23 protein-coding genes are annotated in these 23558 nt (G+C 37.0%); 17 read left to right on the plus strand and 6 right to left on the minus strand.

Annotated elements, in window-relative coordinates; genetic code table 11:
* The first annotated feature begins 58 nt into the window (after window positions 1–58).
* The 4 genes from NKR20_RS02375 to NKR20_RS02395 all read left to right on the plus strand — a co-directional run bounded on the left by NKR20_RS02375 (window position 59) and on the right by NKR20_RS02395 (window position 3165).
* The gene (locus tag NKR20_RS02375; RefSeq protein ID WP_253423198.1) at window positions 59–733 is read left to right on the plus strand and encodes a uracil-DNA glycosylase; all 675 of its coding nucleotides are present in this window, start codon (window positions 59–61) and stop codon (window positions 731–733) included.
* A 263-nt stretch (window positions 734–996) separates the two neighbouring features.
* Window positions 997–1296, plus strand: a complete 300-nt coding sequence (locus tag NKR20_RS02385) for a DUF5327 family protein (RefSeq protein WP_253423203.1) — start codon at window positions 997–999, stop codon at window positions 1294–1296.
* Window positions 1297–1336: 40 nt separating this feature from the next.
* The gene (locus NKR20_RS02390) at window positions 1337–1708 is read left to right on the plus strand and encodes a DUF423 domain-containing protein (protein WP_253423206.1); all 372 of its coding nucleotides are present in this window, start codon (window positions 1337–1339) and stop codon (window positions 1706–1708) included.
* Between the two features lie 278 nt (window positions 1709–1986).
* A complete protein-coding gene (locus tag NKR20_RS02395; RefSeq protein ID WP_121215489.1) occupies window positions 1987–3165 on the plus strand; it encodes an amidohydrolase in 1179 nt (392 codons plus the stop codon).
* A 182-nt stretch (window positions 3166–3347) separates the two neighbouring features.
* Here NKR20_RS02395 and NKR20_RS02400 read toward each other — a convergent pair whose 3' ends face one another.
* The gene (locus NKR20_RS02400; RefSeq protein ID WP_245987614.1) at window positions 3348–3803 is read right to left on the minus strand and encodes a spore coat protein GerQ; all 456 of its coding nucleotides are present in this window, start codon (window positions 3801–3803) and stop codon (window positions 3348–3350) included.
* A 399-nt stretch (window positions 3804–4202) separates the two neighbouring features.
* Between NKR20_RS02400 and NKR20_RS02405 the strand changes: the two genes are divergently transcribed.
* Window positions 4203–4385: a hypothetical protein gene (locus tag NKR20_RS02405; protein WP_121215488.1), complete on the plus strand. Its 183-nt coding sequence runs from the start codon at window positions 4203–4205 to the stop codon at window positions 4383–4385.
* 102 nt (window positions 4386–4487) lie between these two features.
* On the opposite strand, the gene hemQ is transcribed toward NKR20_RS02405, so the two are convergent.
* Window positions 4488–5243, minus strand: coding sequence for a hydrogen peroxide-dependent heme synthase (gene hemQ / locus NKR20_RS02410; protein WP_121215487.1), 756 nt, complete (start codon window positions 5241–5243; stop codon window positions 4488–4490).
* A 215-nt stretch (window positions 5244–5458) separates the two neighbouring features.
* Between hemQ and lipL the strand changes: the two genes are divergently transcribed.
* The gene (gene lipL, locus NKR20_RS02415; protein ID WP_253423209.1) at window positions 5459–6277 is read left to right on the plus strand and encodes an octanoyl-[GcvH]:protein N-octanoyltransferase; all 819 of its coding nucleotides are present in this window, start codon (window positions 5459–5461) and stop codon (window positions 6275–6277) included.
* Window positions 6278–6294: 17 nt separating this feature from the next.
* Here lipL and NKR20_RS02420 read toward each other — a convergent pair whose 3' ends face one another.
* Window positions 6295–6963 carry an RsfA family transcriptional regulator gene (locus NKR20_RS02420; RefSeq protein ID WP_121215485.1) on the minus strand — a complete coding sequence of 223 codons (669 nt, stop codon included), beginning with the start codon at window positions 6961–6963 and terminating at the stop codon, window positions 6295–6297.
* Between the two features lie 319 nt (window positions 6964–7282).
* Between NKR20_RS02420 and NKR20_RS02425 the strand changes: the two genes are divergently transcribed.
* Together NKR20_RS02425 and NKR20_RS02430 are read left to right on the plus strand one after the other, a co-directional pair.
* The gene (locus NKR20_RS02425) at window positions 7283–7510 is read left to right on the plus strand and encodes a YuzB family protein (protein WP_097071633.1); all 228 of its coding nucleotides are present in this window, start codon (window positions 7283–7285) and stop codon (window positions 7508–7510) included.
* A gap of 192 nt (window positions 7511–7702) precedes the next feature.
* The gene (locus tag NKR20_RS02430) at window positions 7703–8953 is read left to right on the plus strand and encodes an HD domain-containing protein (RefSeq protein WP_121215484.1); all 1251 of its coding nucleotides are present in this window, start codon (window positions 7703–7705) and stop codon (window positions 8951–8953) included.
* Between the two features lie 521 nt (window positions 8954–9474).
* Here NKR20_RS02430 and NKR20_RS02435 read toward each other — a convergent pair.
* Window positions 9475–9660, minus strand: coding sequence for a 2-hydroxymuconate tautomerase (locus NKR20_RS02435; protein ID WP_253423212.1), 186 nt, complete (start codon window positions 9658–9660; stop codon window positions 9475–9477).
* A 69-nt stretch (window positions 9661–9729) separates the two neighbouring features.
* Between NKR20_RS02435 and NKR20_RS02440 the strand changes: the two genes are divergently transcribed.
* A complete protein-coding gene (locus tag NKR20_RS02440) occupies window positions 9730–10248 on the plus strand; it encodes a YwhD family protein (protein ID WP_121215481.1) in 519 nt (172 codons plus the stop codon).
* Between the two features lie 631 nt (window positions 10249–10879).
* Here the strand turns inward: NKR20_RS02440 and NKR20_RS02445 are convergent.
* The gene (locus tag NKR20_RS02445) at window positions 10880–12937 is read right to left on the minus strand and encodes a transglycosylase domain-containing protein (RefSeq protein ID WP_253423215.1); all 2058 of its coding nucleotides are present in this window, start codon (window positions 12935–12937) and stop codon (window positions 10880–10882) included.
* Between the two features lie 355 nt (window positions 12938–13292).
* On the opposite strand from NKR20_RS02445, the gene speB reads away from it, so the two are divergent.
* The gene (gene speB / locus NKR20_RS02450; protein WP_121215478.1) at window positions 13293–14165 is read left to right on the plus strand and encodes an agmatinase; all 873 of its coding nucleotides are present in this window, start codon (window positions 13293–13295) and stop codon (window positions 14163–14165) included.
* Window positions 14166–14189: 24 nt separating this feature from the next.
* Here speB and NKR20_RS02455 read toward each other — a convergent pair whose 3' ends face one another.
* The gene (locus tag NKR20_RS02455; protein WP_253423218.1) at window positions 14190–14504 is read right to left on the minus strand and encodes a hypothetical protein; all 315 of its coding nucleotides are present in this window, start codon (window positions 14502–14504) and stop codon (window positions 14190–14192) included.
* Window positions 14505–14630: 126 nt separating this feature from the next.
* Here NKR20_RS02455 and NKR20_RS02460 point away from each other — a divergent pair, with 126 nt between their 5' ends.
* The 7 genes from NKR20_RS02460 (at window position 14631) to NKR20_RS02490 (ending at window position 23548) form a co-directional block, all read left to right on the plus strand.
* On the plus strand, window positions 14631–15071 hold the full coding sequence (locus NKR20_RS02460) for a YwiB family protein (protein ID WP_253423220.1): 441 nt from the start codon (window positions 14631–14633) through the stop codon (window positions 15069–15071).
* A complete protein-coding gene (gene argS / locus NKR20_RS02465; RefSeq protein ID WP_253423223.1) occupies window positions 15071–16738 on the plus strand; it encodes an arginine--tRNA ligase in 1668 nt (555 codons plus the stop codon). The genes NKR20_RS02460 and argS overlap by 1 nt, the downstream gene beginning before the upstream one ends.
* A 158-nt stretch (window positions 16739–16896) precedes the next feature.
* The gene (locus tag NKR20_RS02470) at window positions 16897–17286 is read left to right on the plus strand and encodes a MerR family transcriptional regulator (protein WP_121215475.1); all 390 of its coding nucleotides are present in this window, start codon (window positions 16897–16899) and stop codon (window positions 17284–17286) included.
* Window positions 17279–18778: a class I adenylate-forming enzyme family protein gene (locus NKR20_RS02475; protein WP_253423227.1), complete on the plus strand. Its 1500-nt coding sequence runs from the start codon at window positions 17279–17281 to the stop codon at window positions 18776–18778. The genes NKR20_RS02470 and NKR20_RS02475 overlap by 8 nt, the downstream gene beginning before the upstream one ends.
* Window positions 18779–20446 carry an acyl-CoA dehydrogenase family protein gene (locus NKR20_RS02480; protein WP_253423230.1) on the plus strand — a complete coding sequence of 556 codons (1668 nt, stop codon included), beginning with the start codon at window positions 18779–18781 and terminating at the stop codon, window positions 20444–20446.
* A 744-nt stretch (window positions 20447–21190) separates the two neighbouring features.
* Window positions 21191–22384, plus strand: coding sequence for an acyl-CoA dehydrogenase family protein (locus tag NKR20_RS02485; RefSeq protein WP_253423234.1), 1194 nt, complete (start codon window positions 21191–21193; stop codon window positions 22382–22384).
* A 213-nt stretch (window positions 22385–22597) separates the two neighbouring features.
* Window positions 22598–23548, plus strand: a complete 951-nt coding sequence (locus NKR20_RS02490; protein ID WP_301285966.1) for a FecCD family ABC transporter permease — start codon at window positions 22598–22600, stop codon at window positions 23546–23548.
* Window positions 23549–23558 lie beyond the last annotated feature (10 nt).

Here is a 23558-nt window from a genome sequence, read left to right on the forward strand (position 1 = left end):
AAATCTTCTATTGAAACGAATTGCACAATGAAGTACGGTGAAAGTGAGGTGAAACGATTTGAATACAGTATTTGATAATGACTGGCAAGATATCCTTGCAGAAGAATTTGAAAAAGATTATTTCATTAAATTGCAAAAATTTGTTGATGAAGAATATAACATAACAACAGTTTATCCACCAAGAGAGGATGTCATGAACGCCTTTACGACGACACCTTACTCTAAGGTGAAAGTGGTTCTGCTAGGGCAGGATCCATACCATGGTCCAGAGCAAGCCCATGGACTGTGTTTTTCAGTAAATAATGGTGTTCCTCTTCCTCCAAGTTTAAAAAATATATTTCAAGAACTTCAAAACGATATGGGTTGTCCAATACCAAAAGACGGGAATTTACTAAACTGGGCAAACCAAGGTGTGTTTTTATTAAATACAGTATTAACAGTAAGACAAGGTGAAGCAAATTCCCATAAAGGTATGGGGTGGGAAAAGTTTACCGATGCGGTTATCAAGAAACTTGCCGAAAGATCGCAGCCTATGATTTTTGTGTTGTGGGGTAAACCTGCACAATCAAAGAAAAAGATTATTGAACGAGTTGGTACACATCATTATATTTTGGAAGCCCCTCATCCAAGTCCATTAAGTGCATATCGAGGCTTTTTTGGAAGTAAACCATTTTCCAAAATTAACGGAAAATTAGTGGAATGGGGGCAACAGCCAATTGATTGGAGTTTATAGAAACCCAGACTTAATACCAAAAACACTTAACTTTTAACTTCACTTGAATCGTGTTACATTGTTATAGAAAGAGAGGGAGCAAACGTGACAGTGAGTTGCTTTAAATGTGCGCATTTTCGTGTGACTTGGGACCAAAATAACCCAAGAGGATGCGTTGCCTATCAGTTTAAATCAAAACAGCTTCCTTCCATAGTCGTCAAAAAGTCTTCAGGGTTGGATTGTATGCAATTTTCACCGAAACAAACACAGGAGGAACATAGATAATGATTTCTTACAAAGCACTTTTAAATGAAATCGAGTTACTTTTGGCTAATGTAAAAAATACAGAGGATGAACAACAAATTCGTGAACAATTAAGTGCTATTCGCGCTCTGTGTAATGTTGGACTAGCAAGCAATCAAAATTCGAAAACACAAACAAAAAGTTCCAGTTCACAGAGTCAACAGAATCAATCAAATTCTTCATCTAATCAAACACAAAACATCATAAATAGTGTTTCTTCGTTGAATGCCTCTAAGCTAAAAGAAGAGGATGCAAATGGCGATTCGATTTTCGATTTTTAATAATTTAAGACGTACATAATAGAAAGAGGTAAGTTTATTTATGAAAGGTTCAATCATATCAGGTGCCATTCATGGTTTATTAGCAGTGGCATTAGGTGCTTTTGGCGCCCATGCATTAAAAGAAGTACTAGATGACTACAGTGCAGGCATTTGGGATACAGCTGTACAGTACCAAATGTTCCATGCAACGGCTTTATTGATTATTGGGGTTTTAATCAAACTACTTGGACCAATTAAGCAACTTAAAATCGCCGCAATTTGTATGAATTTAGGAATATTATTCTTCTCTGGAAGCTTATTTATTTTAGCGATTTCAGGTATCGGTGTTCTTGGTGCAATCACACCAATCGGGGGAGTATTATTTATTTGCGGTTGGTTATTAATTATTATTTCTATCATGAAACTGAAATAAATTAGGCGTCTAAATATTCACTTTGAGCGCCTCCATTTGTGACTGTCGCTTCGCTTTCGTCACAGATAAATTGCAAACGAGGATGATGACGTCTTAATGTGATCACCGCAGAAGCAATAGTTTAATAAGTATAGGCAAAGGCTGTGCAGAAAATTTTATTTTTCAGCACAGCCCTTTTTTAAATTTTCAAATAATACTCATATTCTCTCTATATACTACTGTGAAAGTCATGGTAAAGTAAAATTAGAGAATTGTCGAAACGAAGAGGGGGTCATTGTATGAATGATTTATTTTCGGCATTAAATAAAAATTACGAAGAAATGGTTTCTATTCGCAGACATTTACATGAAAATCCTGAGCTATCTTTTGAAGAAGTATTGACGCCTAAGTTTATTGCAGATTACCACAGAAAGTTAGGTCTTGAAGCGCGTGAAGGAGTAGGGGGCCGAGGAGTTGTTGCAACATTAAAAGGTGCGAAACCCGGTAGAACGGTAGCATTACGCGCGGATTTTGATGCACTTGCGATACAAGAATTAAACGAGGTTCCATATAAATCAAAGGTCGATGGTGTGATGCATGCTTGTGGTCATGATGGTCATACAGCAACACTACTTGTCCTTGCGAAAGTACTTAACGAAATGCGATCTGATTTAACGGGAAATGTTGTTTTTATTCATCAATTTGCAGAAGAAATTACGCCCGGTGGAGCTAAGCCAATGATTGAGGATGGTTGTTTAGACGGAGTGGATGTTATTTTTGGTACTCATTTATGGGCACCTACACCATTGGGCGATATTTTAGTGCGCAATGGTCCGATAATGGCTGCGGCTGACATGTTTGAAATAACGATACATGGTAAAGGTGGCCATGGTGCTGAGCCACATAATTCCGTTGATTCAATTGTTATTGGCTCACAGTTTATTACACAATTACAAACCCTTGTTTCAAGAAGAGTTGATCCCCTTAAATCTGCTGTTGTGTCAGTAGGTCATTTCGAAGCAATTAATCCGTTTAATGTGATTGCCGAGAAAGTCGTAATAAAAGGAACGGTCCGAACGTTTGAAGAAAGTGTTCGTACATTACTGGAGAAAGAGATTGAACTACTTTTAAAAACGTTATGTGAAGGGGCACATGCAAGATTTGAGTATAAATTTTCTAGAGGTTATCCACCAGTAGTGAATCATAAAAAAGAAACTCAATTTATTGCCGATATCGCATGCTCAGTACCAGAAGTAACGAGTGTAAAAGAGTGTGCACCATTTATGATTGGGGAAGATTTTGCTTATTATTTAGAAAAAGTACCGGGTACATTTTTTATCACAGGAGCAAAAAATCCTTCATGGGAAACAGCATATCCACACCATCATGCACGCTTTGATTTTGATGAAAGAGCAATGTTAATTGCTGCAAAAACGATGGGTATGGCAACATTGAAATACTTAAAACATAGTAAGTAACCTCAAATAACAAGCGAAGAGATTAACAAGTAATACTGTAGCTTTAGAATGTAGTAAAATAGCGCAAGAATTACAAAGTGAATAAAAGTTTAATATTTTGCCCACTTAAACTAAAAAAAGTTTAGGTGGGTTTTTTTATAAAAAATGCCAGCATACTTAAGTGAAGCATGCTGGCAACTTTTTTAAGTCCCAAATGGAGGACGATAATTTATATAATTTAACTCTTCATCGAACTCAGCGAAGTCAAAATAAATCATTGGGAATAGATAATTATGATTTGTATCAAGTTCACGAATAATTGCATGGTCACGACCTGCTTCAACAACGACACCACGAACTCTTATTGTATTGCCATTGGCTGTATCTTGTTGCACATTTGCAGAAGGTACAGTAAAGAAGAATGTCGCAGGTTTTCCACGATTTAATCGTAGAATATTTTCGATGTACGATTCCTCACGTAATGTAGCGGCAGATGGACCTTGAGCTGGAATTCCACTAGGTGTTTGCCCGCCCATAGGAGTAGTAGTTTGTGTCATTGGGAAAGGTCTAGTTTGCGGTTGCCCGCTTTGAGTTTGCCCCATAGGATATTGTCCCATAGGATATTGCTGTTGATTTTGTTGACCCCAGTAATAATACAAGTATAAACATCCTTTCAATATAAATTTTACTTAAGCATCAATAAAGTGGATGATAAGTTTACACATCAGGACAATCCAAAAACATGTTGTGCGAGAGAGATCTTTCTAGCATGAAAGCAGGCCAGATAATATTAATGGCTTGCTACTGAATATGACACAAACCTCCTCATAAACATGTATATGCGCTTGTCATCATTTAAGAATAATTATTTATCAAAAAATCACCCATGCCACTAATGTATGTAACACAATACTTGTTGTTACAATTTGTATAAAAAATTAGTATTTTTAATACACTATATATATGAGGAAATTATTACTAAGTAAGTTTTAAGTTCACAGGGGATAAAAAACATGTAAGGGGAATCGGTGAAGAAATCTACCTGAGGGGTTGGTACGATGCAAATAGGCATTTGGATTGGAATTGTCATCAGCGCGATTATTTCTTTTGTGGTGGCAGGATTTTACGAGCAACCGGTGCATTGGTATTTGTTTGTCTTAATTGTGTTTATTGGCTTTTTTATTAATACCATCATCCTCATATTAAAAACAAAAGATGAAAAAGAGAAAAACGGTACGTAGAATATTTAACTGCTTCCAGATTTATTGGGGAAGCAGTTTTTTTATGAATGCAAAAAAAAGACATGAGTTCATTCCATATGAACTCATGTCAAGAAGAAGTCATTATTTATTTACAGAAAGGAACTTTAATAATTTTTCGTTATCAAGTACGTTTCCTACTAAGAACTCTCCAAATTCGCCATAGCGAGCTGATACTTCATCAAAGCGCATTTCGTAAACGATTTTTTTGAATTGTAGCATATCATCAGAGAATAATGTAACGCCCCATTCGTGGTCATCTAAGCCAACTGAACCAGTAATAATTTGTTTTACTTTTCCTGCATAGCTACGACCAATTAAACCGTGAGAACGCATTAATGCACGACGCTCGTCCATGCTTAACATATACCAGTTGTCATTTCCTTCGCGGCGTTTGTCCATTGGATAGAAGCAAACATAATTTGTACGAGGAAGCTCTGGGTATAGACGGGCACGAACATGTGGGTTTTGGTATGGATCTTCGTTTGACTCACCAGCTAAGTAGTTTGATAACTCAACGACAGAAACATAAGAATAAGTTGGAATTGTAAAATCTGCAATCGCTAATTTATTAAATTCCGCTTCTAATTCTTGTAGTTCTTCTGGTGTTTCGCGAAGAATCATTAACATAAAATCAGCTTTTTGCCCGATAATTGAGTAAAAAGCATGAGAGCCAGTTTTCGCTACATGAGTTTCATTTAATTTCTCTAAATATTGTACGAATTCATCGATTGCTTTTGATCGTTCCTCCTGAGATACTAACTTCCATGAAGTCCAGTCAATTGCGCGGAAATCGTGTAAACAGTACCAACCATCTAGGGTCATTGCTGCTTCATTCATTATAGTAACACTCCTTTAATTGATAATAATTCACAATTATCTTAGCATAAAATCTAAATAATTCCTTCTTTGAATGCTGGAATATGTCGAAATTCACCAATTTGACATTATAGTGTGTACAACTTTTACTATTAAAATAAGCAATGTGATAATTTGATTAAACATGATTTTCATGTATTCTTAAGTTAAATCGTTTTCTTTAAGGAGTAATTACTATGCATCCTTTATTGCAACAACCAACATGGCGTTTTATCGATCAATCGAACATCATGAGAAATCGTACACCCCTTGAATCCTTTGCGATGGATGATACACTTTGTGAAATCGTGGGGCAATTACGTTCGCCTGCTACAATTAGAACGTGGGTTCATGATGATACCGTCGTATTAGGTATACAAGACCATCGTTTACCTTATATACAAGAAGGCATTGAACTTTTACATACAAATGGCTACCAATCCATCGTACGTAATTCTGGTGGACTAGCTGTAGTATTAGACAGTGGTGTATTAAATATATCGATTATTCTTTCAGAGGAACCTGCATCTATCTCGATTAATGAAGGTTATGATGTGATGGTTGATTTAATAAAGAATCTTTTCCCAGAGGTAGCCGATAAAATTGAAGCTTATGAAATTATAGGATCCTATTGTCCAGGTTCATATGATTTAAGCATTGATGGAAAGAAGTTTGCAGGAATATCTCAACGTCGTTTAAGACAGGGAATTGCTGTTCAAATCTATTTATGTATTGAAGGCAGTGGAGTAACACGTGCAGAATTAATTAGAGATTTTTATAACATGAGTTTAAAAGATGTTGAGACTAAGTTTACTTATCCACAAGTTAACCCGTCAGTAATGGCAAGTTTGAGTGAACTATTAAACAAGTCGATAACTGTTCAAGATACTGTGTTCCGCTTGCAAAATCTTTTTAAAAACATAGAAGCAAATACTTTAAATGATGAAGAATTAGAACTTTATATGTTTTATTTACAACGAGTGTTAGAACGAAATAAAAAAATGCTTTCAAAATAGGAAAAACGTGAATGTGCTTAATGATGCACATCCACGTTTTCTTTTTCGATAGCGCCAGTTGTATAGTTCGCTACCAAGTTACCATTTTTCTCCATTTTAAATACTGGTGCAACACGTTGCTCATCTTCTTCTAGTGTTACTAATCTACGAGCCCGATTCATAATTTGTACGAATTGCTCGTAATCTTCTCGAATTTCTTTATTCTCTTGTTCTAGTCGTTTTAATTGAGCCTCTAATTCTTTTACCTTTTCAGTCGCAGTATTTGCGATATGGCGCCATTTTGTTGCTTCTGCATCATTGCCACCTTGATGTTGTAAACGTAATAGATACGCAATGACAATATCTAGATTAAGAGCTGATAACGGAATAGATTTTGCCTCTTCATTACTTTGATTATTAGCACCTGGTAGTAGATAAACAGGTTGAGAGCGACGTCTACCATTCATCCCTAATAATCTCATTCTTTCTTTTCTCTCTTTTTTAGCTTCTGCTAGTTCTTTTTCATAAAAACGGCGAACAACCGCATTCCATCTGAAACCACATGCTGCAGCTGTACGATTTAAGGCATCACCAGCTTCCTCAAAAGCATTTAACTGTGTACTACCTTCTTTCACATGACGTAAAACAGCTTCTGCTAATAGTTCATCATTTTCTTTTAACCAAGCATCTTGTCTAACTTTAACCATTGTAATTACCTCCTGTTTATAAAATAGTTTTTTTCTTATCTCAAAACCTAGAATGTCCAAGATGTACCAATTTTATTCATATATTTTTGCAGAAAAAAGGATTTTTATAGGAAGGTACATTTAAATGGAGTAATAGTCTTGAATATAGAAGTTTTATTTTTAACGTTAATGTTCAGACCTTTGACGGAAATGTTAGGTTTTGACTTGATGGGATAGGATTTAGTAAGATAAAATATCAATTGTGTTAAATGGGAATGATATATTTAAAATAGATTGTCTTGTCATGAAAAATAATTAAATAGAAAGGGTTGTTGACAAAATGGCAAACGAATTTAAAGTTTGCGATGAGTGTCAGGCCGTTAATTTAAAAACGTTAATTCCGAAATTGAAACAATTAGATCCAGATGCAACGATTGAAATTGGCTGTCATTCATATTGTGGTCCAGGACGTAAAAAGACATTTACATTTGTAAATGGTAGACCTGTTAATGCATTAACTGAAGAAGAGTTAATGGAAAAAGTAAAAGCAAAATTAAAAGATAAATAACATTTATATTCGACCACAGCAGAACAAAAAATATGAATTTTAAATCTAAGGAGTAGGGACTATCCAATTATGGAGAGTCTCTATTTTTTATGTGGAACGAGTGCAATTCGAGTTCTTTATGAGAATTTGATGTAATTATGTCTAAACCCACTTATAATAGAGTATAAGTGATATGGGAGTGAGGTGTGGACAGTGAGTAGTTACGCAAATGCTAAATTAATAGAAGAAAAAGTATTTAAGGATCCTGTGCACCGTTATATCCATGTACGCGATCAAGTAATTTGGGATTTAATTAGCACGAAGGAATTTCAAAGATTACGCCGTATTAAACAGCTTGGTACTTCTTATTTAGTGTTCCATGGAGCAGAACATAGTCGGTTTAATCATTCCCTTGGTGTTTATGAAATAGTACGTCGTATTGTGGATGATGTTTTTAGAGGACGTGCCGAGTGGGATGATAATGAACGACTAGTAGTTCTGTGCGCGGCTTTACTTCATGATTTAGGTCATGGTCCATTTTCTCATGCCTTTGAAAATGTATTCGACTTGGATCATGAAATGTATACAAGGGAAATTTTATTAGGTCATACAGAAGTGAATGAAGTTTTACGTAAAGTTTCTCCGGATTTTGCTGAAAGGGTCGCTTTAGTGATTGAGAAAAACTATACAAATACTTTAGCGGTAAGCTTGATTTCGAGTCAAATTGATGCGGATCGGATGGATTATCTACAACGAGATGCTTATTATACAGGTGTTAGTTATGGACACTTTGACATGGAGAGAATTTTAAGAGTTATCCGTCCAAGGCAAGGGCAAATTGTTTTCAAAGCAAGTGGAATGCATGCCATTGAAGATTACATTATGTCCCGCTATCAAATGTATCTTCAAATATATTTCCACCCCGTGTCTAGAAGTGCAGAGGCTGTTTTAAATCATGTATTAAAAAGGGCAAAGAAATTATATGAAGAGGGGTATCAATTTAAGTTTGAACCGACTCCTTTTATATCTTTCTTTGAAAATAAAGTCACGTTAAAAGATTATTTAGCCCTTGATGAAAATGTATTAATGGCTTACTTCCAGTTTTGGATGGAAGAAGAGGATTCGATTTTAAAAGATTTATGTAGGAGATTTGTCAATCGAGATTTATTTGCTCATGTCGATTTGAATCCTGAGGAAGAACCTGAGCGATTTGCTTGGTTAGTGGAGCAGGTGAGATCGATGGGGTTAGATCCAGAGTATTATATAAAACCAGACTCAACTTCTGATTTACCATATGATTTTTACCGTCCAGGGTCAAAATCAACAAAGAAACCGATTTATTTAGAAATGCCAAGTGGTGAGATAAGAGAGCTTTCTGAACAATCTCACATCGTATCTGCAATGGCGAATAATATTAAAGTTGATTATAAAGTGTATTATCCTAAGGAGATTATGTTTATTTAGGTTAAGGCGTGTTTTAAATTTACATTGTCTGCTTCACAGAGCACTCCAAATGTACGCACATTTGTGGAAGTAAAAAAGCCGACAATGCCACGCGATGTGACGAAATTGTCGGCTGATTTTTTCACGGCTGAGTGAATATGCTTTCGCTTTTCGAATTGTCTAGCTGCAGCGGCTAGGCTCTCGTGCCACTTCAACTGCTCCTGCGAAGGCAAAAAGCGCCTTCTTGTCGCAGTTTCCAGTGCGTGTCGAGCCCGAACGAGCCGCTTTCGCTTTTCGAATTGTCTAGCTGCAGCGGCTAGGCTCTCGCGCTACTTCAACTGCTCCTGCGAAGGCAAAAAGCGCCTTCTTGTTGCAGTTTCCAGTGCGTGTCGAGCCTGAACGAGCCGCTTCCGCTTTTCGGATTGTCTAGCTGCGAACAATAGCTCTTCGACAACTGGAAGAATCGCCTTCAAGGGTAAAAAGCCCCTTTTTGCCGATTCTTCCAGTTGTTGTCGGAGCTGAACGAGCGTTCTCCGCATTTCTTATTTATCAATAACGCGTACGCCGCCTGTTGCGTAATGATTTTTTGACATTTCTTCGATAATAATCGATACTGCTTCAGGTTTAGCATTTACTGTTTCAACAACTGCTGCTGTTACTTTTTCAACTAAAGCTTTCTTTTGTTCGTCTGTACGACCTTCTAATAATTTTACTGTTACGATTGGCATAATGTATCCTCCTTGGTGGATAATTGTAGTGTATATTCATTATAATAGGCATATACGGAGGGATTTACAATGGCTAATGAAGAAACTAAGAAGCAAAAATTGGGCTTTACTATAATTAAAAATGATCCAACAGATGGCCATAAGGGGTTTGGAATAGGTTCCTTATCGTTGGAGAATGTTTCACCAGTAATAATTGATATTCTAGAAAAAAATGCATTTATTGATATTGGGGCAATGCATGCGAAAAGTGAAGTTGAACGTGGTATAAAATTTACAACAGATCGCGCGGATTCTGAAGGTGGTAAACCATACTGGCTAGTTTGGGTTACAATAGATTTTAAAGAAGACGGTCCTTACTTTGCAGGAGTAACAGCATGTGAAATGGTTGTTAATCGCGAAAAGAGACGAGGCTACAAAATATTAGCTGATCATGTGAATAAAATGGATAAATCAATGAAGCGAAAAATCATCGTAGAACATATGGATGATACTTCTAAAAAAGTATTAGCAGAATTTCTGAAGTCTCATAATATTGAGATGTGGAATAATAGTAATGAACAATTAAGAAAAGATTTAGCGGTGGAATAAAGATTACAATTCTCAGTATTTTATACTAGAAAATTTACAAGTACATGTCAGTCAATAGTTTTTTAGTAAAATAAAATAGTAAAATTGAACAAAGTATGACATTTTTTTGTAGTATTTAATCCGATGTTGAAACTAACATTGAAAAAAAGTACACTAAATGTAGCTGACAATAGTGAGCTAGGACACTTGGCAAACCTAAGCTTGAGACTTATGCGGCATTTGTAAAATCCCAAGCCGAATGCCCCATGATTCTCATGCTTTTGCTTGCCATAAAAAAGCTTTCTCTTTTTACGGAAATTTCCGTTTAAGAGAAAGCTTTTTTATTAATAATGTTTTTCTTTTGTAAGAGGCCAGCGCGTGTCGAGCCTAAACGAGCCGCCTCCGCTTTTCGAATTGTCCAGCTGCGAACGCTAGCTCTTTCGGACACTTCAACTTCCTTCTACGCGTGTAAACACGCTTGTCGGAAGTCTCCAGTGCCGTCAAGAGCTGAACGAGCGTTCTCCGCTTTTCTATTTGTCTAGCTGCGAACGCTAGCTCCTCGACAACTTCAGAATCGCCTTCAAGTGCAAAAAGCGCCCTTTTGTCGATTCCTCTAGTTGTTGTCGGAGCTGAACGAGCGTTCTCCGCTTTTCTAATTAAACATACTTTTAAATGCCTCAAATGGGAATAGATCAAGGAAGTCATTCCAAGAGTCTTCATCGAAGAATTCGAAGGAAGAGCATTTTTCTTTTGGAATATCTTCTGTTTTTAAATACATAAGTCTTTGTTTTGGACAGGAGTCTGTTGCAAGTTTTCCTGTTTCGATATCGATTACAACACCTTCAACCCCTTTAGGAGGTGTGAAGTTTTCATTTGGTGTTCCTTTATTGATTGACTCCATAAAGTCTATCCAAACTTGTTTTGATGCTGCCATATCTTCTTGAACTGATAAAGTTTTCCCTTGGTCGTATCCATTCCATACACCAGCTGTGATACTTGGTGTGTAACCAATTAACCATTGATCACTTACTGTTGTTCCTGATTTTGCCGCATACGTATGAGTCATACGAGGGCGAAGGGATACACCGGTAGCAGGTGAATAATCGCTAAATACTGGATCGAAAATTCCAGTCATCATATCAGTTAATAAGAATGCATCCTTTTCAGAAATAACTTGTTCTGATTTAGTTTTTTTGTATTCGTATACTGTATTACCAGATGCATCTTTAATGGATAGAATCGTTGTTGCTTTTCTTTTTTGTCCATTAGCGGCAATCATATTGTATGCGTTCGTTAAATCATACAGTGAGGTCTCAATCGTACCAAGAGCAATGGATGGATTATCTGCATCTGTATAGTTAAGATCAAATCTCTTTAACATATCACGGTAATGCTCATATCCTATTTTCTCAAGAGTTTTTACCGCATAAATATTATCTGAAATCGCCAAAGCTTGAGCTAGTGACATCTCACCGTCTGCATATTTGCCATTTACATTTTGAGGCTTGTAAGTTGCTCTGCCATTATCATAGGTGAAGATTGTTTCTCCTACATCTAAATATGTTAATGGAGAGAACCCATTTTCTAATGCAGCTGCATAAAGAATTGGCTTAATAGATGATCCTGGTTGACGAACAGCCTGTGTTACTCGGTTAAATGAACTTTTTTCATAATCTCGTCCGCCAACTAATGCTGTCACATGCCCATTCTTAACATCCATGCTAACAAAGCCAACTTGTAATTCACTATCAGGCATATTGTCATTAACTGCTTCCTCTGCTGCTTTTTGATGAGCTTGGTTTAATGTTGTTTTGATAACCCATCCGCCTTCACGGATATTTCGGTTTTCTTCTGCAAGTATTTTTTCAGCTTCTTGCCATGCTGCATCTAAGAAGTAAGGTGCTACTGATTTAGTAGCTGCCCATTGTTCATTTTTCAACACAATTTCTTCTGAGTTCGCACGATTTTTTTCCTCATCTGAAATGTAATTTTGATCTTCCATTAATCCTAATATGACTTTTTGACGGTTTATTGCTTTTTCGTAGTCATTAATAGGAGAGTAGATGCTTGGTCCTTTTGGAATTCCAGCAAGTAGGGAAGATTCGGCTAATGTTAAATCACTAGCTGATTTTCCGAAGTAGTAGCGACTTGCTGCTTCCACTCCATACATCCCGTGACCATAGTTAACGGTATTTAAATAAGCTTCTAAAATTTCATTTTTATCATAGAAAACTTCTAGTCTATAAGCATAAAAAGCTTCGCGAATTTTTCTTGTCCATGTTTTATCTAAAGTTAAATAAAGGTTCCGAGCAAGTTGCATTGTAATCGTACTTGCACCTTCTGCTTTACTTTGTGTCTTTAAATCAGTTAATAAGGCACTAGCGATTCTTGAAAAGTCAAAGCCGTTATGTTTATAAAAATCTTTATCTTCAACTGCAACTGTGGCATCTAGTAGATAGGGTGAAACTTCATCAAGCTCTACCCAATATCTACGCTCGGCTGTAAAGAAATCACCAATTTTATTCCCATTACTATCTAAAAACACGGATGCTTTTGTTGCTGTTAGGGGTGGGGCACCAGCTATTTGAGCGTACAACCGCAATGCACCTAGCGACACGGCTACTGCACAAATAAAAGCAACAACCGAAAATGCACTATATTTCATCCATTTAAGCCGTTTCTTTTTTTTGTGATAGCTTTGTCTTTTCATCCGTATTTCACCTCGTTTTTTCATAGTAGTAGAAGTATAGACTTAACTTTACTCATTTAATCGGTTTTATACATAAAAAAACTGTTGCACTTTGTCTAAAAACATCTATACTTTTTTCCTGTATGTATAAACTATACGAAAAATGTCGAAAGAAGTTTCGGACTAGGATTTATACGAAATTTTCAGCTATTTCTCATCCCGTAAATGCTCTAATAGCTTTTGATGAAAGCAGTAAACGCCTCGCAATAAGGCAAAATTTAAAACTTTATGATGAAAAATAGCGGATTTTGTAAGAAGGTTCGTTAAAGTTATGGTAATGTCACAATATAGAAAATAAATTTAGTAGGTGAAAATAATGAGATTTGATGAAACTTATTCTGGTAACGTTTTTATTAAAAGTCATCCAAACTACGAAGAATCGAAAGCAGTTCTTTATGGGATGCCAATGGATTGGACAGTAAGTTATCGTCCAGGTTCACGTTTCGGCCCGGCTCGTATTCGTGAAGTTTCAATTGGTCTAGAAGAATATAGCCCATACTTAGATCGTGAATTAGATGATGTGAAGTTTTTTGATGCAGGTGACATTCCACTACCATTTGGTAATGCACAAAAATCTTTAGATGAAATTGAGAAGTTTGTAAAACGTGTATTAGACGATGGGAAAATTCCTGTTGGTATGGGTGGGGAACATTTAGTTTCATGGCCTGTAATGAAAGCTGTTTATGAAAAATATAACGATTTAGCAATTATTCATTTTGACGCACATACTGATTTACGTACTGAATATGAAGGGGAGCCACTTTCTCACTCAACACCAATTCGTAAAATTGCGGAACACATCGGTCCGAAAAATGTGTATTCATTTGGAATTCGCTCTGGTATGAAGGAAGAGTTTGAATGGGCTCGCGAAAACGGTATGCATATTTCAAAATTTGAGGTATTAGAACCTTTAAAGGAAATTTTACCAACATTAGCAGGACGTAATGTTTACGTGACAATCGATATCGATGTACTTGACCCAGCTCATGCACCAGGTACAGGAACAGTAGATTGCGGTGGTATTACATCAAAAGAATTACTAGCTTCTATCCATGCAATTGCTGGCAGTGATGTAAATGTAGTTGGTTTCGACTTAGTAGAAGTAGCTCCAATCTACGACCCAAGCGAAATGACTGCTAATACTGCTTCTAAACTTCTCCGAGAAATGATTTTAGGTTGGGTTAAATAAAACTTATTAATAGTTAGAAACGAATTATTCTGCACCGAAAGCGTTAGCGACAGGTGCAAATACTGCTTCTAAACTTCTTCGAGAGATGATTTTAGGATGGGTTAAATAAAACTTATTTGTAGTTAGAAACGAATTATTCTGCACCGAAAGCGTAGCGACAGGTGCAAATACAGTGTCTAAACTTCTCCGAGAAATGATTTTAGGTTGGGTTAAATAAAACTTATTAGTAGTTATAAACGAATTATTCTGCACCGAAAGCGTAGCGACAGGTGCAAATACAGCGTCTAAACTATTAAGAGAAATGATACTTGGTTGGGTGAAGTAATACCATTTATTCAATAAATCCAAAGGCAGCAGTGCTTTTGGATTTTTTATTATTTCAGTCGATTGTTGAACTTTAAAATGTCTTTAATATATAATATAAAGGTTATAGTTATAGTAAAGGTAGGCTGGAGTGACTACAATATGAATACGTTTGAAAAAAACGTGAAAATTAAATTAACATCTACCATTCGACCAACTGATGGAGAAACTGAAAACTATGAAATGTGGTTAAATGGCTCTTTCATTGAAAAGTCGGGTAAGGCTTATTTGCGCTATACAGAAGTGCATGAAGACCAGACAGTTAAAACAACAGTTAAGTTAGGTAGTGAACAAGCACTGATTTTACGAAATGGTGCTGTAAATATGCGGCTTCCATTTAGTCGTGACCATATAGAAAATGGGCATTACGAAACTCAAATGGGTACTTTGCCAATCAATACAAATACCCATTCATTAATACATGAAGAAAACAGTGAATTAAATGTAATTAGTGGCAAGTTTAAAGTTCAGTATGATCTCATTATTAGCGGTCAGCCTGTTGGGAAATATACGTTGGAAATTCAATATTCGGAGGGACAATAATGAACGCAGTAGAACAAGTGCAACAATCAATTAAAGCTGCCCTTGCATCAGCAGTTGAAAAATCAGGTTTAGTTGAAGAGGGAACTCAACTTAACATTCACCTAGAAACACCAAAAGATAAAGCAAACGGTGACTTTGCAACAAACTTAGCGATGCAATTAACAAAATTAGCAAAAAAACCACCTCGTGCAATTGCTGAAAGTATTTTAGAAAACCTTGTAACAGAAGGAACTGAAATTGAAAAAGTAGAAATTGCAGGACCAGGTTTTATTAATATTACAGTACGTAAAGACTTCCTTGCAGACGTTATTAAAGCAGTAAATGAACAAGGTGAAAACTACGGTCGTACAAATTCAGGAAATGGCGAGAAAGTACAAGTTGAGTTTGTTTCTGCAAATCCAACTGGTGATCTTCACTTAGGACATGCTCGTGGTGCAGCATTCGGTGACTCTTTATGTAACGTTCTTGACTTTGCTGGTTATGATGTTTCCCGCGAATATTACATTAACGATGCAGGGAACCAAATCAATAATCTTGCGTATTCATTAGAAGCACGCTACAAACAAGCGTTAGGCTTAGATGCGGAAATGCCAGAAGACGGTTACCATGGACAAGATATTATTGGTATTGCTGGAAAATTAGTAGAGCAATTTGGTAACTCAATTTTAGATAAATCTGATGAAGAGCGTTTCAACTTCTTCCGTGAACACGGTTTAAAATTAGAGTTAGAGAAATTAAAAAATGACTTAGAAAACTTCCGTGTAAAATTTGATGTTTGGTATTCAGAAACTTCTTTATATCAAAACGGAAAAATTGATGTTGCACTAAATAAATTAAAAGAAAATGGCCATGTGTTTGAAGAAGAGGGAGCAATCTGGTTCAGATCTACAACATTCGGTGATGATAAAGATCGCGTTTTAGTTAAATCTGACGGTTCATACACTTATTTAACTCCAGATATCGCATACCACGAAGATAAAATTGTACGTGGCTTCGAGAAATTAATTAACATTTGGGGAGCAGACCATCACGGATATATTCCACGTATGAAAGCTGCAATTCAAGCACTTGGTTATGACCGTGATAAATTAGAAGTTGAAGTAATTCAAATGGTTCAACTTTATAAAAACGGCGAGAAATATAAAATGAGTAAACGTACAGGTAATGCGGTAACGATGCGTGAACTTGTTGAAGAAGTAGGTTTAGATGCAGTACGTTACTACTTTGTAAAAACTGCTTGCGATTCACATATGGACTTTGACTTAGATTTAGCCGTATCTCAATCAAATGAAAACCCAGTATACTATGCACAATATGCACATGCTCGTATTTGCTCAATCCTTCGTTCAGCAGAAGAGCAAGGCTTTGCGGCATCATTAGAAAACTTAGACTTATTAACGGATGAAAAATCAGAAGATGTACTGAAAAAGGTTGGCTCTTTCCCACAAGTTGTGGCAGAAGCAGCAAAACATCGTACACCTCACCGTATTGCAAACTATATCCAAGAGTTAGCAGCTGCTTTCCACAGCTTCTACAATGCGGAAAAAGTTTTAAACCCAGATAACAAAGAACTAACAGAAGCACGTTTAGCATTAATCAATACAGTTCGCATAACATTAGCAAACGCATTACGTCTAATCGGAGTAGCAGCTCCGGAAAAAATGTAATATATAAAATTTTTAACCAGTCTCTAAAACAGGGACTGGTTTTTCTTTTGGTTTAATTCTAAAATTTCTACCCTACGTAGATAAAATTCTATAAATTTTAAAAATATTCTTGAAGTTTACGTTAACGTCAATGCTATACTGAGTGCAGAGGTGATGGGATGAAATCGATTCAGGAGGTTGCTAGTGAGTTTAAAGTTTCAACAAGAACTCTCAGATACTATGAAGAGATTGGTTTACTCAAGCCAGGTCGTTCCATTTCAAATCAACGAACCTTTTCAAAAAAGGAAACCGCAAAACTTAAACTCATTCTTCGTGGCAAAAAATACGGCTTCTCATTGGAAGAAATAAAGGAGATGGTGTTACTTTTTGACCTTGACCGTACCGGCATCCAGCAATTAGAACGTACCGTAGAGTATGGCGAGCAAAAAATGTTAGAAATTGATGAGAAAATTGCTGAGCTGACGCAAATCAAAAGTGAAATTCAACAACTGCATACGTTATTTAGTGAAAAATTAACGAAATTAAAGGGAGAGATGCTTGATGAATAGTTCAAATTTGTTAGCAAGAAATGCCCGTAAATATCCAAATCAAGAGGCGGTTATCTGTCATGGCCGAAGAGTCACTTATAAAACATTAGATGAACAAGTTACTCGTTTAAGTCATGCCTTACTTTCAAAAGGGATTAAGCAACAAGATAAAGTAATTCTCTTTATGCCGAATGTTTTGGAATTTGTCGTTAGTTATTTTGCAGTACAACGAATTGGTGCTATTGTGGTTCCAGTAAATGCGAAGTTTACTCTATCTGAAGTGGAGTATGTAGCAGAGCATGCAGAAGCGAAAGCAATACTTGCCCATGAAGCGATTTTTGCAGCGGTAGAAAGTATCTCAAATATCGAAATGAAAATTAAAACAGGTCAAGCGGTAGAGGGTTGGGAAAGCTATACAACGTTAATTGAAAACGCTAACAATACACCAATTGATTGTCAATTAAATGAAGATGATTTATCCACAATTCTTTACACTTCTGGAACGACAGGAAAACCTAAAGGCGTACTATTTAGTTACCGTAATATTTTAGCAGTAGCCCAAATGATTGCGATAGAAATGGAAGTGAAGCCAGAAAGCAGAATTCTTTTAATGATGCCATTAACGCATTCTGCACCACTTCACTTATTCTTAATGTCTAGTATGCTAGTTGGGGCAACAAGTGTACTTACTCCTACGTTTACCCCAGATTTATTAATAGATTCAGTGGAAAATGAAAGAACAACACATTTCTTTGGAGCACCAGTAGCGTATTTACTAACAGCCTCACATCCACGACTACAATCAGCAGATCTTTCCTCAATGAAATGGTGGGTGTATGGTGGAGCGCCTTTATCCGAAAGTGAAATTCGTCAAATTGAACAAGCCTTTAATGCAGAATTAACTTGCGTTTATGGTTTAACAGAAGCTGGTCCAAGTGGTTCACTTTTATTTGCTCATGAACATAAAGAAAAGGCGGGCAGTGTTGGTAAACGAGCACCGTTTGGAACAGAATTACGGATTGTAAATGAACTAGGTGAAGACGTGGCTATAGGTGAAATTGGCGAAATTGTTTTATACGGTGCAGGAAATATGGTTGGTTATTATAAAGAAGTTGAAGCTACCAAAGCAGCCTTTATTGATGGTTGGGTAAAGACGGGGGATTTAGCGCGGTTTGATGAGGATGGATATATATGGATTGTCGATCGTAAAAAGGATGTAATTATTTCAGGTGGAGTAAATATTTATCCAAAAGAAATAGAAGATCGTATTCTACAATTTGGAGGCATCTTTGAAGTAGCAGTTGTTGGTGTACCTCATGAGGAATGGGGAGAAACGGTGAAGGCTATTTACGCAGCTAAGACACAAATTGATGAACAAGAGTTAAAAGATTATCTAACTGAGCACTTAGCTAAATATAAAATTCCTAGACTCTTTGAACAAGTGGATGCACTACCTCGAAATGCATCTGGCAAGATATTAAAACATCAATTGAAAACGCAGGTGGTGAATTAAATGAAGGTATTACAATCCATCCCGAAAAAGGAAATGAACTTTTTCGAAAAAGACGACACATTGCATAAAATACTTGAACAGATGCTCGACTCGGAATTTTTAGACTATGCTCAGCGTGAATTACAAGATTTCGGTGCACTTGTTGCTGGTGAAATTGATGAGCGAGCTAAACACACGGACCGTGAAGGAGAACCTCGTTTAAAACGATACAATAAGTATGGGGAAGAAGTTTCAGAGATTTGGGTGAATGAAGGGTATAAAAAGACGATTCAACAAACCTATAACACTGGAATTGTCGGGTACGTTCATAAAGAGATTCCCCAACTAGGAAATAAGGGGAACTATGTTTATAGTTTTGCACAAGGATATCTACTATCTCAAGCGGAACCTGGTTTTTATTGTCCAGTCACGTTAACGATGGCAACCGCCTATTTATTGGACCATTATGCAGATGACTCATTAAAAGCACGGTTTTTACCCCATGTCTGTTCAACAGGAGAAGTAGAGTTATTCGAAGGGGCGACTTTTTTAACGGAACGTCAAGGTGGGTCAGATGTTGGGGCAAATGTTGTAGAAGCTCGTTTTGATGGTGAGAATTATCGATTGTACGGTGAAAAATATTTTGCTTCAAATGCGGGAATGTGTGGTGTCGCAATGGTGTTGGCTCGTATTGAAGGTGCAAAACCGGGCTCGAAAGGGTTAACTCTTTTTGCAGTACCTTGGAAAAAAGAGGACGGGTCTGTAAATGGTTTGCGTATTCGACGTTTAAAGGACAAACTTGGAGTTCGGGCAGTGCCTTCAGGGGAAGTGGAATTCGATGGCGCACTAGCTTATGTCGTAGGTGACCCAAACAAAGGGATATACTACATGTTAGAAGCGTTGAATTTATCGAGAATATGTAATGCTGTTGCTTCAGTAGGCATTATGAGACGTGCCTTTTTAGAAGCGAAGCAATATGTTTCGAACCGTTCTGCATTCGGTAATGTTTTGACCAACTATCCGATGATTCAAGATTCACTATCCAAGTTTGCAGCAAAAGTACACGTAGAGGTAGCGACTACTTTTGATTTAATTCAACTTTATGATGTTGTTTCTAGTGGTAAGGGTACAGAAAAGGAAACAATTTTAAACCGATTAAAGATTGCGATTGTGAAGAAGGAAACAGCAGAACAAGCAGTAAAGTTTGCTAGTGAAGCGATAGAACTTCATGGAGGTAATGGCTATATAGAAGATTTCGTCACACCGCGCTTACTAAGGGATGCACAAGTGTTAACAGTATGGGAAGGAACAGCAAATATTTTGGCGCTAGAAGTCATCCGATTAGTTAATAAACACAATGCTCACAAGTTATTTATTGAAGAAATGTCTAATCGTCTTCAAAAAGTATCAAATACTCAACTAAAAGATATTGTTGTTGATGAGGTAAATAAGCTCCAAGAACAACTAAATGTCTTTGTTACATTAAATGAAGACATGCAAACCTATGAAGCAAAAGAGATTGCTCGAAAAATGGCTTTAGTTTATGAAAGTGTAGTTGCAGTAGAGTGGGCAGATCAATACGGTGGAAAATATGAGAAGCTAGCTGAAATCTATATAGAGGATACATGGGCATTACGCAAAATAGGCGAACAGATGAAAACTGTGGAATATTTTAATGAGATATTTTAAGAATATTTGGGGTGTCCTAAAAGAAAAAAACTTTTAGGATGCCCTTTTTGATAATTAAACTTTATCAATTATTGCTCCTGCGGTGGTTGACACCATCCTTGTCGCAGAAAGAGAAATGCTCCTGCGGTGGTTGTCACCATCCTCGTCGCAGAAAGAGAAATGCTCCTGCGGTGGTTGACACCATCCTTGTCGCAGAAAGAGAAATGCTCCTGCGGTGGTTGACACCATCCTCGTCGCAGAAAGAGAAATGCTCCTGCGGTGGTTGACACCATCCTCGTCGCAGAAAGAGAAATGCTCCTGCGGTGGTTGACACCATCCTCGTCGCAGAAAGAGAAATGCTCCTGCGGTGGTTGACACCATCCTCGTCGCAGAAAGAGAAATGCTCCTGCGGTGGTTGACACCATCCTCGTCGCAGAAAGAGAAATGCTCCTGCGGTGGTTGACACCATCCTCGTCGCAGAAGAGAAATGCTCCTGCGGTGGTTGACACCATCCTCGTCGCAGAAGAGAAATGCTCCTGCGGTGGTTGACACCATCCTCGTCGCACAGTGTCAGTCTCAAAAATTACTTTTCAGACTGACACTTTTCTATGAGAAATTTTCAATTAAGTATTATAATTTTCATATAGTGCTTTGAAAACTTGAAATGTTGATTTAAAATTAAATCAGTTTATTTATTAACCTTCTTTTTTTAGTGGTTAAGTCGGGATTTTAGTAGATAATATTGAAAAGGAGGAGTATTTCCTCATGAAAGAATTATTTATAAAAACAGAACAACAGCGAGCTTGGCTAGAAAAGCTAGCTACATTAAAAGAGACGTTTAAAAGTAATGCGCAAGTAATTGATGAACAATCAAGCTTTCCCCATCATCATATTAATGCACTACGTGAAATCGGTTATACAAGATTAACTTTACCAAAGGAACTTGGTGGAGAAGGATTTAACGTCTATGAAGCGATTGCACTACAAGAAACCCTTGGAAGCTATGACGGAAGTACAGCGCTAGCAACGGCTTGGACACTTCTTACAGTTGGTGAACTATTCGAAAATAAATATTGGGAAGCCTCAAAATTAAGCGAGTTTGCTAAAAAAGTAGAGCAAGGTGCCATTATCAACCGTGCAGTAAGTGAAGTAGCAACAGGAAGCCCAATCCGAGGTGGACGTCCAGGAACTTCAGCTAAAAAGACTAATGGTAAGTGGATTATTAATGGTCGTAAAAGTTATATGACAGGTTCCCCAGAATTAGATTACTTCTTAACATCTGCTTGGATTGAAGAAGAGGAGAAAATTGGTTTCTTCTTGATTCATAAAGATACTAAAGGGTTATCGATTGATGAAACGTGGGACGTCATTGCAATGCGCGGTACAGGAAGTCATGATTTAGTGCTAGACAATGTTGTCGTTGATGAGTCTGATTTAGTAGAAATACCAAATTACACTACAGGGTTTAAACTAAATGGTTGGTTATTACTTATTCCAGCTACATACTTAGGAATTGCACAAGCTGCAAGAGATTACGCGCTTTCATTTGCTAACACACATTCTCCAAATAGTATACAAGGAACAATTGCATCTTTACCAAATGTTCAAAGTTTAATTGGTGAAATTGAATTAGAATTGGCAAACGCACGATTTGTATTGTACGGTGCTGCACAGAGTTATGTGGAATTAAAACAAAAGGAAGAAAATGGTCACGAGCTTTCGATAGAAGAAGGTACTATTATTGTAAATGCAGTAAACGTAGCAAAACATATTGTAACAAATGCGGGGCTTAAAGTTGTTGATAAAGCGATGCGTGTTGTAGGCGCGAAAAGTTTACAACGGTCGAATCCATTGCAACGATATTATCGTGATATTCGTGCAGGTTTACATAACCCACCAATGGATGACCTAACAATTAAAAAGTTAGCGGATTTCGCACTGCAACAAAATGAAAAATAGTGTTTAACAGTCCATTCCTGGGCTGTTTTTTTGTTAAAGGCAAATATCTTATAAGAAATAGCAAATAAGTCAATGGAAAAGGCAAATAACTCCTCCTAAAAAGCAAATAACTCAAGTAAATAAGCAAATAAAGTTTTCTTAAGGTAGGATATAATAAGTACATATTTGAGGTGGAATCATGTGAATAGATTAATAATTGCTTATATATCCTCAATGGTTGCCCTATTCGTTAGTATTTGGTTAGGGGTTTCGATTGGTTCGGTAGATGTACCGTTTTCAACATTTTGGGATGATACAAACGAGAGCCTTTATAACATACTTTGGACGATTCGTATGCCACGTGTTTTGTTAGCAGGTTTAGTGGGGGCTTCCCTTGCCATTGCTGGAGCAGCTTTTCAAGGGTTATTAAAAAATCCATTGGCAGATCCTTATACATTGGGCGTATCATCTGGTGCTTCCGTTGGGGCAGTAGCGACAATATTCTTCAGTATTTCCATTCCGTTCATTAGTAACTTTACGTTGCCGATTATTGGGATGGTGGGTGCGCTATTAACGATGGTTATTGTATTAACGTTTTCTCGATTAATTGATCGTTCAATGAAAATGGAGACGTTAATTCTTACGGGAGTTATTTTCAGTTCATTTTTAGGATCATGCATTTCCTTGATGATTGCATTAACGGGTGACCAGTTGCGCGAAATCATGAGTTGGCTTCTGGGAAGTGTATCTATGCGCGGGTGGCCTTTTGTCAAAATGATTGTGCCTTTCGTAGCGATTGGTTCGATTCTATTATGGTTATACCGTCGTGAATTAAATGCTATGATGTACGGCGATGAACGAGCTATGGCTCTAGGAGTGAATGTGAAGCGAAGCAAGTACGCAATTTTAATAGGTGGTTCAATGTTAACAGGGGCAGCTGTAGCGGTTTCGGGGACAATTGGCTTTGTTGGTTTAGTTGTACCTCATATGACAAGGATGATGTGGGGGACAGATCATCGGCATTTATTACCTTTATCATTTTTAAATGGTGCAAGTCTATTAATCATTTGTGATTTAGTATCCCGCACAATTATTGCACCAGCTGAAATTCCAATAGGGGTTATTACAGCATTTATTGGAGCACCGGTATTTTCGTATATATTTTATAAACAACGTCGGAAGTAAGGGGGAGTCG

Origin of the sequence: Ureibacillus endophyticus (assembly GCF_024159215.1) — a bacterium.
In the GTDB taxonomy this organism is placed as follows: domain Bacteria; phylum Bacillota; class Bacilli; order Bacillales_A; family Planococcaceae; genus Ureibacillus; species Ureibacillus endophyticus.